The sequence below is a fragment of the Caproiciproducens lactatisolvens genome (assembly GCF_052443335.1).
Lineage (GTDB): Bacteria > Bacillota > Clostridia > Oscillospirales > Acutalibacteraceae > Caproiciproducens.
Genome location: NZ_CP195750.1, coordinates 2,614,431 through 2,629,036, shown reverse-complemented (window position 1 = coordinate 2,629,036; position 14,606 = coordinate 2,614,431). Strand labels below are relative to the sequence as shown.

Annotated in this window: 12 protein-coding genes and 2 pseudogenes; 12 read left to right on the top strand and 2 right to left on the bottom strand. The window is 52.5% G+C overall.

The window, feature by feature from the left end; genetic code table 11:
- Nucleotides 1-116 precede the first annotated feature (116 nt).
- The 4 genes from ACRQV7_RS12850 to ACRQV7_RS12835 all read left to right on the top strand — a co-directional run bounded on the left by ACRQV7_RS12850 (nt 117) and on the right by ACRQV7_RS12835 (nt 4,502).
- Nucleotides 117-1,298: a substrate-binding domain-containing protein gene (locus ACRQV7_RS12850; RefSeq protein ID WP_275713639.1), complete on the top strand. Its 1,182-nt coding sequence runs from the start codon at nt 117-119 to the stop codon at nt 1,296-1,298.
- 92 nt (nt 1,299-1,390) lie between these two features.
- Entirely contained in the window at nt 1,391-2,956 is a 1,566-nt protein-coding gene (locus ACRQV7_RS12845) for a sugar ABC transporter ATP-binding protein (RefSeq protein WP_275713640.1), read from the top strand.
- An 11-nt stretch (nt 2,957-2,967) separates the two neighbouring features.
- Nucleotides 2,968-4,140: a sugar ABC transporter permease gene (locus tag ACRQV7_RS12840; protein WP_444658438.1), complete on the top strand. Its 1,173-nt coding sequence runs from the start codon at nt 2,968-2,970 to the stop codon at nt 4,138-4,140.
- A gap of 47 nt (nt 4,141-4,187) precedes the next feature.
- Nucleotides 4,188-4,502, top strand: a complete 315-nt coding sequence (locus ACRQV7_RS12835) for a hypothetical protein (protein ID WP_444658437.1) — start codon at nt 4,188-4,190, stop codon at nt 4,500-4,502.
- Nucleotides 4,503-4,507: 5 nt separating this feature from the next.
- Here ACRQV7_RS12835 and ACRQV7_RS12830 read toward each other — a convergent pair whose 3' ends face one another.
- Nucleotides 4,508-5,617, bottom strand: a complete 1,110-nt coding sequence (locus ACRQV7_RS12830; protein ID WP_275713643.1) for an ROK family transcriptional regulator — start codon at nt 5,615-5,617, stop codon at nt 4,508-4,510.
- Nucleotides 5,618-5,988: 371 nt separating this feature from the next.
- Between ACRQV7_RS12830 and ACRQV7_RS12825 the strand changes: the two genes are divergently transcribed.
- From ACRQV7_RS12825 to ACRQV7_RS12800, 6 genes and pseudogenes are all read left to right on the top strand, one after another.
- Complete coding sequence (locus tag ACRQV7_RS12825; RefSeq protein ID WP_444660279.1) at nt 5,989-6,615, top strand: DUF4867 family protein; 627 nt, start codon at nt 5,989-5,991, stop codon at nt 6,613-6,615.
- Nucleotides 6,616-6,636: 21 nt separating this feature from the next.
- Nucleotides 6,637-8,142, top strand: a complete 1,506-nt coding sequence (xylB, locus tag ACRQV7_RS12820) for a xylulokinase (RefSeq protein ID WP_444658436.1) — start codon at nt 6,637-6,639, stop codon at nt 8,140-8,142.
- 22 nt (nt 8,143-8,164) lie between these two features.
- On the top strand, nt 8,165-9,652 hold the full coding sequence (locus ACRQV7_RS12815) for an L-fucose/L-arabinose isomerase family protein (RefSeq protein ID WP_444658435.1): 1,488 nt from the start codon (nt 8,165-8,167) through the stop codon (nt 9,650-9,652).
- A 739-nt stretch (nt 9,653-10,391) separates the two neighbouring features.
- Nucleotides 10,392-10,847: pseudogene (gene nifH / locus ACRQV7_RS12810) on the top strand (nitrogenase reductase); the annotation flags it as partial.
- A gap of 34 nt (nt 10,848-10,881) precedes the next feature.
- A pseudogene (locus tag ACRQV7_RS12805) lies at nt 10,882-11,049 on the top strand (P-II family nitrogen regulator); the annotation flags it as partial.
- On the top strand, nt 11,027-11,662 hold the full coding sequence (locus tag ACRQV7_RS12800) for a sulfate/molybdate ABC transporter ATP-binding protein (RefSeq protein ID WP_444658434.1): 636 nt from the start codon (nt 11,027-11,029) through the stop codon (nt 11,660-11,662). The pseudogene ACRQV7_RS12805 and the gene ACRQV7_RS12800, both read left to right, overlap by 23 nt.
- A gap of 102 nt (nt 11,663-11,764) precedes the next feature.
- Here the strand turns inward: ACRQV7_RS12800 and ACRQV7_RS12795 are convergent, their stop codons facing one another.
- Nucleotides 11,765-12,640, bottom strand: a complete 876-nt coding sequence (locus ACRQV7_RS12795; RefSeq protein WP_444658433.1) for a LysR family transcriptional regulator — start codon at nt 12,638-12,640, stop codon at nt 11,765-11,767.
- A gap of 318 nt (nt 12,641-12,958) precedes the next feature.
- Here ACRQV7_RS12795 and prdC point away from each other — a divergent pair, with 318 nt between their 5' ends.
- Together prdC and ACRQV7_RS12785 are read left to right on the top strand one after the other, a co-directional pair.
- Entirely contained in the window at nt 12,959-14,299 is a 1,341-nt protein-coding gene (gene prdC, locus ACRQV7_RS12790; protein WP_329493582.1) for a proline reductase-associated electron transfer protein PrdC, read from the top strand.
- Complete coding sequence (locus tag ACRQV7_RS12785; RefSeq protein WP_444658432.1) at nt 14,290-14,598, top strand: hypothetical protein; 309 nt, start codon at nt 14,290-14,292, stop codon at nt 14,596-14,598. Before prdC ends, ACRQV7_RS12785 begins: the two co-directional genes overlap by 10 nt.
- The last annotated feature ends 8 nt before the right edge of the window (nt 14,599-14,606 follow it).

Genomic DNA, 14,606 nt, shown 5'->3' with positions numbered 1-14,606 from the left:
AAAATAGTATTGACTTCATTTGAAAAAAGCTTTATGATTTAAGCACTTAAGTAAATATCATTTATAAAAGATATTTACTTAACAAGTAATAGGTTATTTGTAAGGAGGAACGTATTATGAAAAAGTTTTTGGCAGCTGTATTGGCCTGTGCAATGGTTCTGACGATGGCGGCCTGCAGCAATGGTTCGGAAGGTGCAAGCACGCCTGCCGCGGCAAGCACCGAGGAAACTTCCGGCGGGGGAACAACGGGCGGCGGCAAGCTGATCGGCATTTCCATGCCCACGAAGTCTCTGGAGCGCTGGAACCGGGACGGTTCTTATCTGGAGCAGCAGTTTAAGGGTAAGGGCTGCGATGTAAAGCTTACTTATTCGGACAACAAAATTGACCAGCAGGTCAAGGATATTGAAAATCTGATTGCCGACAAAGTCAACCTTCTGGTTGTGGCGGCGATCGACGGCGAGTCACTTTCCAACGTTTTGAGCAGCGCAAAGAGCGCAAATATTCCTGTTATCTCCTATGACCGGCTGATTATGAACACAGACGCAATCGCCTACTACGTGTCGTTCGATAACTACAAGGTAGGCCAGCTGCAGGGCCAGTTCGTAATCGATCAGCTCGGTTTGAAGCAGGGCGACAAATCCAAGACCTATAACATCGAGTTCACCGCGGGTGATCCGGCCGACAACAACGCGACTTTCTTCTTTAACGGCGCGATGGACGCCTTGAAACCCTACATAGACGACGGCATTCTGAAGATCCCGTCCGGCCAGACGACGTTCCAGCAGGTTGCAACCGCGGCCTGGGATACCAAAAACGCGATGAACCGTATGCAGAACATTTTGGCTTCGTACTATTCGGACGGCAAAACGCAGCTGGATGTCGCCCTTTGCTCCAACGACTCCACGGCTCTCGGCGTTACCCAGGCGATCGAATCCGACTATAAGGGTAACAATACTCCGGTTATCACGGGGCAGGACGGCGATGAAGCAAACCTCGCGAACATTCTGGACGGCAAGCAGTCCATGACCGTTTATAAGGCGGTTGCAAACGAAGCGGTCGTTACGCTTGATCTCGGCATGGCAATCCTGAACGGGGATAAGCCGGACGGTCAGCTGATTCAGTCGGCGGGCTGGAAGTTCGACTGCTCTTACGACACGAAGTCTTATGATAATAAGAAGGGAATTGTTCCTTCCTTCCTGCTTGTGCCGACCGTCGTTACGAAAGACAATCTCCAGAAAGAACTGGTTGACACGGGATACTACACGATGGACGGTAAATATCCCAAAGCAAAGAAGTAATTGACGGCTGCTGCTTCGGACGGGGCCGATTTGGCCCCGTCCATCCTTTCATTGATCAAACATAAAAAATACTCGTTTCAGGGGGCATCAGCATGCCGGACAATATTCTATGGATGAAAAACATCACAAAACTGTATCCCGGTGTCAGAGCGCTTGACAATGTAAATCTGGAAGTACAGCGCGGGGAAATCCACGCGCTGGTCGGGGAAAACGGCGCCGGAAAATCAACCCTGATGAATGTTTTAAGCGGGACCATTCCCTACGGAGAGTATGAGGGTACGATTCTTTTCAATGAGGAAGAATGCCAGTTTAAACGCATTCACGACAGCGAAAAGCTGGGGATCGTCATTATTCATCAGGAGCTGGCTCTGATTCCGGAGCTTTCCATTGGCGAAAACATGTTTCTTGGAAATGAACGTAAGGGGAGTCTTGGCATCGATTGGCACGAAACCTATAACCAGGCGGAAAAACACTTAAAAGAAGTGGGGCTGCAGGAGAGGGCAACGACACTAATCAAGGACATTGGAACAGGGAAGCAGCAACTGGTCGAAATTGCAAAAGCGCTTTCGAAAAACGTAAAACTGTTGATTTTGGACGAACCGACCTCTTCTCTGAATGAAGAAGAATCGAAGATGCTTTTAGATATGCTGCTGCAATTTAAAAAGCAGGGTATGACTTCTATCCTTATTTCGCATAAATTGTCGGAGGTGGCCTACGTGGCCGACAGGATCACGGTTCTGCGGGACGGAGCGACGATCGAGACAATCGAAAATGAAAGTCATAACATTGACGAGAGCCGTATCATCAGGGGGATGGTTGGCCGCGAACTGACCAGCCGTTTTCCCTCCAGAGAACATAAGGTCAGTCCGGAAATCGGTATGGAAGTAAAAAACTGGAGCGTCTGCCACCCGGTTTACACAGAAAAATGCGTGGTAAACAATGTCAGTTTTCATGTACATAAGGGGGAAATTGTCGGCTTTTCCGGTCTGCAGGGCGCGGGGCGCACCGAACTGGCAAAGTCCCTGTTCGGGAAAAACTACGGCAGCAGTATTTCCGGACAGGAGTTTTTGAACGGGCAGGAGGTCCACCTGAAAACCGAAAAAGAAGCCATTGAGCACGGCCTCGCCTATGTGACCGAAGACCGTAAGACGAACGGACTGGTTCTGATCGACACGATCGCAAAGAACACTACGATGGCCCGGCTGCAGAAGATCTGTGACAACCGAGGGGTCATCGACGTCGGCATGGAAAACCATGTCGCTGAAAAATACAGAACAGCTCTGGACATCAAGACGCCGACCGTGCAGCAGCTTGTAGGGAATCTTTCGGGCGGCAATCAGCAGAAGGTCTTGCTTTCAAAGTGGATGTTTGCGGATCCGGATGTCCTGATTCTGGATGAGCCGACCCGTGGGATCGATGTGGGAGCGAAGTATGAAATTTATTGCATTATGAACGATATGGCCGTACAAGGGAAATCGGTCGTCATGATTTCATCCGAGCTGCCGGAACTTCTGGGAATGTGCGACAGAATCTACGTCATGAACGAAGGCTCCCTGGTAGCCGAGATGGAAAGCGCTGAAGCAACGCAGGAAAAGATCATGGCCGCGATTCTCCGCTCCGGCAAAAAAAGCGTCCCCGATGAACAAAAGGACGCATAGGAGGCAGAAGTATGAAAGCATCTACGAAAGCATCTACCCTGATTAAAAAATATACAATGGCCATCGCGTTGGTCGTAGTCTTTATTTTCTTCTCGGTCCTGACGAACGGCAGGCTGATGTATGCCCAAAATATCTCGAATCTGCTGCTGCAGAACGCCTATGTTCTGGTGATGGCATGCGGTATGCTGCTGTGTATCTTGACCGGCGGCAACGTTGACCTGTCGGTTGGCGCTACGCTCTGCCTGGTCGGCGCCGTTGCGGCGCAGCTGATGGGCCAGAATTCCATGGGTGCGCTGCCTACCATTCTTATTGCGCTGCTGATTGCCGCCGTGATCGGTATCTGGCAGGGATTCTGGATCGGCTATATTCACGTCCCGCCGTTTATCGCGACTCTGGCGGGCATGTTCCTGTTCCGGGGGCTTGGGCGCGTCGTCCTGGCATCCAAAACTGTCAATATTCAGAACACCGCGTTCCTCAACACGTTTATTTCTTATATTGACGTTCCTGGGCTGGACACCAAGTCCTTCCACCCGTCGGCGCTGATTACCGGGATAGCGGTTTCCGTTCTTCTGACCGTCCTGATGCTTGCCAACCGGGCCAAGAGGGCGAAAAAGAACTATGAAGTGGAGTCCACCGCGACGACTTTTATCAAGATCGGCGTGATAGACGCCCTGATTATTGCGTACTGCTGGAAGCTTGCAAACTATAAAGGCATCCCGGTTATGCTGCTCTGGATTCTGCTGGTGGTATTGATTTTCGCGTTTATTACGATCAAGACTGCCTTCGGCCGGTATTTTTACGCCGTGGGCGGGAATGAGAAAGCCGCGAAGCTGTCCGGCATTGATCCGAGGCGCGTATATTTCTGGGCGTACTTTCTCATGAGCGTGCTGGCCGGGTTCTCCGGACTGCTGGTAGCGGCCCGTATCGGCTCCGTAGACGGCAACATGGGGAATTCCTACGAAATGGACGCGATCGCTGCCTGTTTTATCGGCGGCGCGTCGGCCTACGGCGGCTCCGGCACCATTTCCGGCATTATGATCGGCGCCATTCTGCTCGGGGTTATGAATCAGGGCATGTCGATTTACGGACTGCCGGACGAGTGGCAGTATGTGGTCAAAGGAGCCGTGCTTCTGGCGGCCGTTATCTTTGACGTCGTTTCAAACCATAAGGTAGGAAAGCAGTAGACTGTACAGACCGATTGAATACATAAAAAAGAATGCGGGGCTGACCTATGCAGAATCAATCCGAAGAAATTCAGGGCAAGCGGAAGCATGCCAGAGTCAGGCTGACCCTGCGCGCGCTGGTTGTGCTTTATCTGCTGTATCTGACGAAAGGCATCGTCGAAGCGGCTGTCCAAAAAACAAGCACTCTCCCACTTTGGGTCACAGGACTTGTCAGCGCTGTTTTTCTTCTGGCTTCCGCGGCGTTCGGAGCCTACGCGTGGAGGGAATACAAACAATCGCTTGCCGATACGGCAAGCGATTGTAAAACAGAGTGTTCTGAAAAAGGGGGAACAGAAAATCCCGGCAATACGGACCGGAAATAAGCGGTTCAGTCGTTCAGAAACGAATCGATTTGCAGCAGTGCGGCGCCGATCGCGCTTGCCTTGTCGTTAAAGCGGCTGAAATGCAGATAATCCGGGGAAGTCCCGAAGGAATTAAGCGGAAGCAGCTTTTTAAACAGCAGGTCCGAGTGTTTTTCGAGGTACCGGTCAATTTCACCACCGATAATAATATCGGAGTCGAAGATCGTCCGGATATTATTGATTCCCGTAGCGAGGTAATCCAGATAGATTTCCCATTTCTGCCTGCAATATTGGTTGCCCATCTCAAGCGCCGCGAAGAAATCGTCGACATCTTCAAAATTCGGCTCCGTTAAAACCTTTGTGGAACAGTATGCTTCCAGACATCCCTTTTTTCCGCAGGAACAAACGAGGCCGTCCTGAACGATCGTCATGTGGCCGAATTCTCCGGAATGCCCGTTTACGCCGCCGTAAAGCTTGTTGTCAATGATAATTGCTCCGCCGACCCCTTTGTTGACGGAAAGAAAGACGGCGCTTTCCGTTCCATCCATTTTCCAGATTTCTGCAAGGCCGGCCAGACTTGCTTCATTGTTGACCATAACGGGGTATGGGATATACTTTTTCAGGCGGTCGATCGGAAGGTCTTTTACACGCAGCGTCGGGCTGTATTCCAAAATGTCGGATTTCGGGTTCATCAGTCCGGGGACCGCAATGCCGATTCCCAGAAGCTTGCCGCAGTCCACATGGTCTTCCTGCAGGAAAAGCTCTAAATTATCGGCCAGAGTTTTAAAATAAGCATCGTCGTTTTGAAACGTTTCGCGGATTTTTTTATAGAAAAGGACATTTTCCCCAAGATCGATCATTACAAAGCGGATATGGTTCTGGGTTACCTCTATTCCGCAGGAAAGTCTGGCGCCATACGCCAATGAGTTGACGAACGGCTTTCTTCCCCCGGAAGATTCCAGCGTTCCGGACTTCGTTACCAGACCGCGCCTTTCGAGGTCTTTTAAAATAAGGGAAACCGTGGGCATACTCAGCCCCAGAGTTTCCGCAATATTTTGTTTGGTTGCTCCGTTGTTGGAGTAAAGAAAGTTGATGATTCTGTTTTTATTTGCATCTCTTACCTGAAGATTATTCAATCCAATACACCCTTTAAGATTTCTATTTTTATGAAAATCATAACACGAATCAATTCCGGATTCCATATCCGGACCGATATTTTTACAAGTTTTCTTTAAGTTTTTAATTTTAGTTCTCATATGGGCGTTTCGGGCCGCTGTTCGGGCGTTAACCCGTGAAAGCCACCCGGCGGCAGCCTGCCGGTCAAAATCATGGCCGCGGTATCCGTTATTTTGCACATAGGAAAGCTGTTCTCAACATAAATTTACCTGCTCTTCATTTTTTATTTGCAAAAACATTCCGAGTATACCATGACTCTTTTTAAAAAGATATTTACGTAAGAAGCACCTTTAAAATTTTTCTAAGGATAGTGAAGACGATGAGTGAGACAATTGCGGTTCAATCGGTCCGGGAAAAAGCATTTCAGAAATACGGAAGAATTGTGACTGGATTCGATTGCGCCCAGCTTCTGAAAAAGTTGGCGGAAACGCCGAAACCGCCCGATTCCACGATTTACGCGGCTTCCGATCCGGAGCTTGAAAAGCTGGAAATATTCCGGGCGCTGCGGGACCGGGAATTCGGCGGTATGGAAATCGAGCTCGGCTATTGCAACGGCAGCAATGACCGGCTCAATGCCCTGGAATACCACCGCAGCTCCGAAATCAACATTGCGGGAACAGATCTGATTTTGCTGCTGGGTTTATTGCAGGATGTCGACGCCCTGACCTTTGAATACGATACCGCTCTTGTCGAAGCGTTTAAGGTTCCCGCCGGGACGGTGGTGGAGCTGTATGCCACTACCCTGCATTTCGCTCCCTGCAATGCGTCGGCGGAGGGGTTCCGCGACGCGATCGTCCTGCCGCGGGGGACCAATCTTCCGCTTCAGGCAAAACCGGAAACGGCGGGCGAAGATAGACTGCTGTTCGCGCGGAATAAGTGGCTGATCGCGCATCCGGAATCCGGTCTGCAGGCGGACGAAGCCTTCCCCGGTCTAAAGGGCCGGAATATTACGCTGTGACGGCGGAACGGAGGGAATCAGATGGATGGAAAATGTATGCTCGGGATAGACGTTGGGACTTCCGGGTGCAAAATTCTCGCGCTGGACGAATGCGGAACCATTCTGGGCTCCGTCGTGGAGGAATATCCCTGTTATGCACCGCAGGAAGGGTGGTCCGAACAGGACCCCGAGGACTGGTGGAAAGGCGTGGTGTCCGGACTCCGGAAAGCCGCGCCGCTTCTGAAAGGAAAAACAGTCGCTGCTGTGGGCCTGTCGGGTCAGATGCACGGGATGGTGGCGCTGGATCATAAAAACCGCGTAGTACGGCGGGCAATTCTCTGGAATGACCAGAGGACCGGCGCACAGTGCGAAGAAATCACCAAACTGGCCGGGGGGCCGGACGCGCTTCTGGCGGCGACCAATAACCAAATGCTGACGGGATACACGGGTGGAAAAATCCTCTGGATGAAGGAAAAGGAACCTGAAAATTACGGGAAGACCGTTCGCGCGATCAACCCGAAAGACTATATTCGCTTGAAGCTGACGGGGGAAATCAAGACGGACGTTTCCGACGCTTCCGGTACGGGCTTCTTCTGCGTACGCGAACGCGGATGGGCGGTCTCTTTGATCCGGAAAGTCGGCCTTGATCCCGATTTATTCCCGGAAGCGGTGGAATCCACCGCCGTTTCGGGATATGTGACAAAAGAAGCGGCGGAACTCACGGGGCTGCCGGAGGGGACCCCCATCGGGGGCGGCGGCGGAGACGCAGTCATTTCCACTACGGGTCTCGGGCTGGCGAAATCGGGCCGGATCGGCGTGACGGTCGGAACCTCCGGCGTTGTTGCCATGAGCCTTGGGTCCTTTCTGGAGAACCCGAGGGGGGTGCTTCAGGTGTTCTGCGGAAATGAACCGGGTTCGTTCAGCGCGATGGGCGTAACGCTCGCTGCGGCCGGTTCCTATCAGTGGTTCCGGAATGCGCTTGGGCAGTATGAAATGCAGAAAGCGGCGGCGGAAGGTAAAAGCGCGTTCGCGCTGCTTGACGCGGAAGCGGCTTGCGTTTCCCCGTGCTGTGAAGGAATGTTTTTCCTGCCGTATTTGTCCGGCGAGAGGGCGCCGCTGAATGACCCCGCCGCAAAAGGGGCGTTCCTCGGCGTGACTTCCCGCCACGGGAAAGGGCATTTTGCCAGAAGTGTTCTGGAAGGCGTTGCCTTTTCCCTGCGTCAGGTGTACGGGATGATCGGCGCTGAGGGTTCCAGTGAAATCGTCATTGCGGGCGGCGGAGCAGTCAGCCCGCTCTGGCGGCAGATTTTTGCGGACGTCTTTGGCCTTCCCGTGCGGACCGTATACGGCAGTGCGGAAGGCGGTTCGTTCGGGGCGGCTCTGGCGGCGGGCGTGACGGCAGGCGTCTGGGGCAGTCTGGAGGAAACCGTACCCTTGATCCGTCCGGAAAGCGTGACGATGCCGATTGCTGAAAATGTTCCTCTTTACGCGGAGCACTACGCAAAATATACAAAATTCTATGAAGCACTGAAATGGAGCTTCCATTAAATAGCAGAGAGGAGACATCAAAATGAATAATATTCCCGAGGTAAATCTGGGGATTATCGCCGTCAGCCGCGATTGCTTTATCATTTCTCTTTCCCAAAAGAGAAGAAAAGCGGTTGTCGACTCCTTCACGGAAAAATACGGCCCTGTTTACGAAGCGCAGACAACAGTGGAAAATGAACAGGATATGCTGAAAGCCGTCGCCGAAGTAAAAGCGGCCGGCTGCAACGCGCTGGTGGTGTTTTTGGGCAACTTCGGTCCGGAAACGCCCGAAACGCTGATTGCCAAATATTTTGACGGGCCGGTCATGTTTGTGGCGGCCGCGGAGGAGACGGGCAAAGATCTGATCAACGGCAGGGGCGACGCTTACTGCGGGATGCTCAACTGTTCTTACAACCTCGCGCTGCGCCATATTCCAGCCGTCATCCCCGAATATCCGGTCGGTACGGCGGAAGAGATAAGCGATATGATGGCCCGTTTTGTGCCGGTGGCCCGGGCGCTGATAGGAATCAATTCACTGAAGATCATCACTTTCGGCCCCCGTCCGCAGGACTTCTTCGCCTGCAACGCGCCGATTCAGCCTCTGTACGACCTCGGCGTCGAGGTTCAGGAAAATTCGGAACTGGACCTTCTGGTAGCCTATCGGGCACACAGGGAAGATCCCCGTATCCACGATGTTGCGGAAGATATGGCCAAAGAGCTGGGGGTCGATGGAAACCATTATCCTGATCTTCTGCCCCGCATGGCGCAGTTTGAGCTTACCCTGCTCGATTGGGCGAAAGACAACAGGGGGGCCAAAAAATATGTGGCCTTCGCAGACAAATGCTGGCCTGCCTTCCCGAAAGAATTCGGATTTGAGCCATGTTATGTCAACAGCCGCCTGACCTCCCGGGGAATCCCGGTGGCCTGTGAGGTGGATATTTACGGCGCTTTGAGCGAATACATCGGCGCTTGTGTGACAGGTGACGCCGTCACCTTGCTGGATATCAACAACAGCGTGCCGCGCGACCTTTACGAAGATGAGATCGCCGGAAAGTACCCCTATACGTTGAAAGATACCTTTATGGGCTTCCACTGCGGGAATACGCCGTTCTGCAAGCTGTCAAAGGGCGCGGCGGTGAAATACCAGCTGATCCAGAACCGTCTGCTGGAAAACGGCGGGAAGCCCGATTTTACCCGCGGAACACTGGAGGGCGACATCGCACCCGGAAAGATCACTTTCTTCCGGCTGCAGGGTTCTGCACAGGGAAACCTGTCCGCATATATCGCGCAGGGAGAGGTGCTTGAGGTCGCGACCCGTTCCTTTGGCGGGATAGGAATCATTGCAATTCCGGAAATGGGCCGTTTCTACCGTCACGTCCTGATTGAAAAGCATTATCCCCATCATGGCGCTGTGGCGTTTGCCCATGCGGGAAGCCGCCTGTTCACGATATTTCGTACGCTGGGCATCACGGATATTTCCTTTAATCAGCCTAAAGCCATGCTGTACGGGACGGAAAATCCGTTTGTGTAAAGTAAAAGAGCTTTTTTGTTAAATCTCCTCCCATATTCCATTTTTATCAGAAGCCCCCACGCACGGCGCGGGGGCTTCTGATTTGCGACAAGCAAAGAATCTCGTTGCGGATATTCAAAACGACATTAATATCTCAAAATGCTTGCGATATGTTTCAATTTCATTCTTGATTTTTAGATGATCATCCAAATTAGTGTATAAAGTCGCGCAACCGCAAGATTATGAAATAATTTTACTTACTGCGTGGCTGCGCTTGCAAATTTCAGTCACATACAGCAAACCTGTTCCCTCATTTGCGACTTGACGCCTCGTCTTGCACGATTTTTCGACGACTGACAGTTTTTGATATTCTTATGGCAGCTCCAAAATATGGAGTTGCCGTTTTTCTTAGTCTACCAGTTCTAACTTTGTTTCCAGAACCTGACACCCCTGGATTTCATACCAGGTTTGCGGCCTTAGCAATAATGTACCAAGGCATGGGAGCTAAACTTATTAACATTGACCAACAAATACCGAAGCAAGCTATAACGACAGAGAGACCAGAACACATAGGTCCTGGTCTCTCTGTCTTGTACCCGTCTATTATAGCTTAAAGATAGCGACTTTGTTAAAATCATTCATTCAAACGACCCCCAAAGCCAATAGCAGAGCCAGCAGCTGATGAATAAAAAAACCTTGCTGACTCACCTTGGGACTTATCAAAGATTTAGCGCAGTGTGTCCCGCGCTGCAGACGGGGAGTGCTGGGCGACGTTGTATGCGGCGGATTCGCAATGCCGATCCGCGAAGGGAAAGCACAGGAAATCTATATTGTGGCCAGCGGTGAGATGATGGCTTTGTACGCAACGAACAATATCTCAAAGGGCATCAAAAAATACGCCAGCACGGGCGGAGTCCGTCTGGGAGGTATCATCTGCAACAGCCGCAAGGTGGATGGAGAAGCCGATCTGGTGGAAGCCTTTGCCAAAGAACTCGGTTCCCAAATGATTTATTTTGTTCCCCGTGACAACATGGTACAGAGGGCCGAGATCCATAAAAAAACAGTTATTGAATTTGATCCCGCCTGCAATCAGGCGGACGAATACCGTAATCTCGCCAAAAAAATTGATGGGAACGATATGTTTGTTATTCCAAAACCGCTGTCTCAGGAAAGATTGGAAAGCATCCTGATGGATCACGGAATTATGGATCTGTAACAGATTACTTTATACATCAAGGGGGACTTGTACCATGTTGTTAGTAAGAGCGATTATCAGACCCGAAAAAACCGGGATTGTCTTATCCGAACTGCTGTCGGCCGGTTTCCCCGCAGTGACCAAAATGGACGTTTACGGGCGCGGCAAACAAAAGGGAATTACCGTCGGAGAAATTCATTATGATGAAATCCCCAAAGAAATGCATCGCCGGAGTGGAAGCACCCGACAGCGGCAGAATTGTTTTAGACGGCCGCGTGCTGTTCGATTCAAAAGAAAAAATCAACCTGTCGCCGCAAAAACGCGGGACAGGTTACCTGTTTCAGCACTATGCACTGTTTCCCAACATGACGATCGAAGAAAATATCGCCGCCGGAATCCAACTTCCGCACAGGGAAAAAGGCCGGATTGTAAAGGATAAAATAAAAGCGTTTTATTTGGAAGGGCTTGAAAAGCGGTATCCTTCACAAATCTCCGGCGGTCAGCAGCAGCGCGTCGCGCTTGCGCGAATTCTTGCTTCACAGCCGAACATTCTGATGCTTGACGAACCGCTTTCGGCTCTGGACAGCTATTTGCGCTGGCAGATGGAACAGAAAATCAGCAGCGTTTTGGAAAAGTTTGAAGGGACCACTCTGTTTGTTTCCCACAGCCGCGACGAAGTTTACCGGATATGCAACAAAATAGCAGTAATGTCCGACGGCCGTCTGGAAAAATGGGATCTTTTCAATCATTCCCGATCCCTCGCCGCAGCGCTTCTGACCGGATGCAAAAAATCAAGAAAGGAGATCGTATTATCAGCTGTATACAGGTGCGTTTGAGCTCGAATAAATAGCGGGGAATATGGGGACAGCAGAATCGGAAATTAACTGTGGGTTTGCCGGACACGCTCTTCGTTGATAGTAAGATGTCGGGTTCTCCTTTCATCCGCCCGTTCTTAGCTGTTGCTTCGCAAAATCGGCGAACTTTCGGGCGGCCGGCGGCAGTTCCGCGTAGGAACGCATGGCGATGCCGAGTTCACGGCAGAAAAAGGGTTTCAGCGGCAGCGCCGTGATCCGCTCCGTATAATCCGTCAGGATCAGTTCGGACAGGATGCTGATTCCGAGATGATGAATGACCATAGAGATGATCGCACGGTCGTCCATAGAGGAGTATTTCATGTCCGGATGTACCTTGCGGGTTTCCAGGGCACGGTGTATATCGTAGTCCGTCCCCACAGCCGAAATGATAAACGATTTTCCCTCAAATTCCTCCATGGGAAAGGCACCGCGCGATGCGAGAGGATAATCTTTTGGCAAAACCGCCATAAGCGGGTCGCTGGCGAGCGGGATCCAGTCCAGCCCACAGGGGCGCGGCAGGCTCAAAAACCCGAGATCGACAATATTTTCCTGGATCCACTGCAGAATGTCATCGGCTCCGCCCTCCTTTAATATGATATCAATATGCGGATACCGCTCTTTGAACTGATGCAGAAGGGGCGGAAGCCAGTGGACGGATATGCTGGCATACGTCGCGATGGTCAGCTCTCCCGCTTCCAGCCCCTGGATCGCATGGATGGTCTGCTCCAGCTTTTCGGTTTCGGAAAGAACATTGCGGATCAGCGGGAGCAAAAGCTCCGCGTTGGGCGTGGGGGTCACTCCCCGCTTGGAACGCACAAACAGGGGGAAACCGAGCTCCGCCTCCAGCCCTTTCAGGATATGGCTGACGCCGGACTGCGAATAGCCGAGACGCTCCGCGCTTTTCGTAAAACTCCTCGTCTCCGCCACATCCTCAAACAGCTTGTATTTACTGATAACCATCCCGCACGGCAATCTCATAAAAACAGAGATTCTGCCCCGGCGGTTCTCCGAAATGTCCGCGATGCCTTTGCCGGCGCAGGCCCATTCTTATGCCGGATTGCCAAATCCCCCCTTTTTTCCCCAGTATAGGGGGAAATGACGCCTGTGTCAATGCAATACATGAAAATAACTAATGGATGACATTCAAAATGTGAGCTTTACTAATCGATAAAGCACATGTATAATACAGACATAATCTGTTCAGGATTTTTTATCATACGTGTCAAGGGCGACAGAACGCGAAAGCGTCTGCCGCCCTTTTTGATTTTTTAACAGGGAATGAGTGCAGTGACTGCGGAATATCGTTTTTATCTGAAACAGAATATCGGCGCCCGGTCGGAGCCGGTCGTCCGGCAGGGCGGCCATGTGGAGCGCGGCGAACGGATCGCCGCAAAACCGGAGGGCCTCGGCGCTGCCCTTCACAGCAGCGTGACCGGGACCGTCGTGCTCGTGACGGAGGATGAGATCGTCATCCGGGATACGGGCACCGACTTTTCTTCCTACAGAAGGCTTACGGGAAAAAACCCGTGGGAAAGGGTGGAGGAAGCCGGGATCGTCGGGCTGGGCGGGGCCGGGTTCCCGACCGCCGAAAAGCTGCGGAGCCGGCTCGGCGTGAACGCGACGGTCATTATAAACGCGGCGGAATGTGAGCCGATCCTGTGCCACAATATCGCGCGGATCGAAGAAGAGGCGGGCAGCCTGCTGGACGCGCTGCAGATCGTCATGGACCTGGTGAAGGCTTCTGACGGGATCGTAGCGATCAAGCGCAGGCATACGAAGGCGGTCGCCGCGCTGCGCGCCGCGGACCGCGGCGGCAGATACCGTATCGCGCCGCTGGAGGATCTGTATCCGATGGGAGAAGAAAGAGCCGTGGTCCGCGAAACCATGGGAATCCTGCTCCCCCCCGACTCGCTTCCTTCTGAAGCGAACGCCGTGGTAATCAACGCGGAAACGGCGCTGCGTATCCGCGAGGCGGTCGTCCTGCAAAAGCCGATGATCGACAAGGACATGACCGTGGCCGGAAAACTCAGGGAAAACGCCGGAGTGAAGGTTTTGAGGGACGTTCCCGTCGGCAGGAGGATTTCCGGCGTGTTTGAGCTGGCAGGCGGCCTTGGGAACGAATACGGCGAGCTGATCATGGGCGGTCCGTTTACCGGAAGCCGCACGGCGCCGGCGGAGGCGGTCCGCAAGACGACCGGGGGCCTGATCGCGACGGAATGTTTTCCCAAAGGGCCGGAAAAAATCGGGCTTCTCGTGTGCGCCTGCGGCGCGGACGAGAGCAGGATGCGTGAAATTGCGCGCGGCCTGGAAAGCGGCGTCTGCGGCGTGGCCTACTGCAAACAGGCGGTCAAGGTCAAAAACGCGTATAAATGCGAGAATCCGGGACATTGCCCCGGTCAGATACAAAAGGTGATGGAGCTGAAAAAGAAGGGGGCACAGGCGCTGCTGATCGGCAACTGCACGGATTGTTCCAATACCGTGATGGCCTGCGCGCCGAAGCTGAACCTGAAAGTATACCATACCACCGATCAGGCGCTGCGTGCGGTCAATCATCCGCTGGTACGCAGAATGCATCCGGATGAAAAATGGAAAGAAGAGGAGCGAAGCCAATGTCTATGACGACTGAAACGCTGAAAGCCAATTTGAAGGAACCGGCCATTTTCTGCTGCAGACGCCGCAAGGGGACTGTAATCAGTGCTGCGGATCTGGAAGATCCCAGCCTGTTTGACGACATGGCCGAAGCGGGGCTGCTGACGCTGAGCGGCGATGCGCTGACCGTAGAGGAGGCCCTGGGTGCCACGCTGCTTGCGGACTGCGAAGCCCTGACCCCGATCCTGCCGTCCATGGTGGAGGGCGCGCGCAAAACCGAAAAGGAAAAAGCGGAGCGGCCCGCCCCTGAATTGACCCCAAAAAGTTAGACAAATAT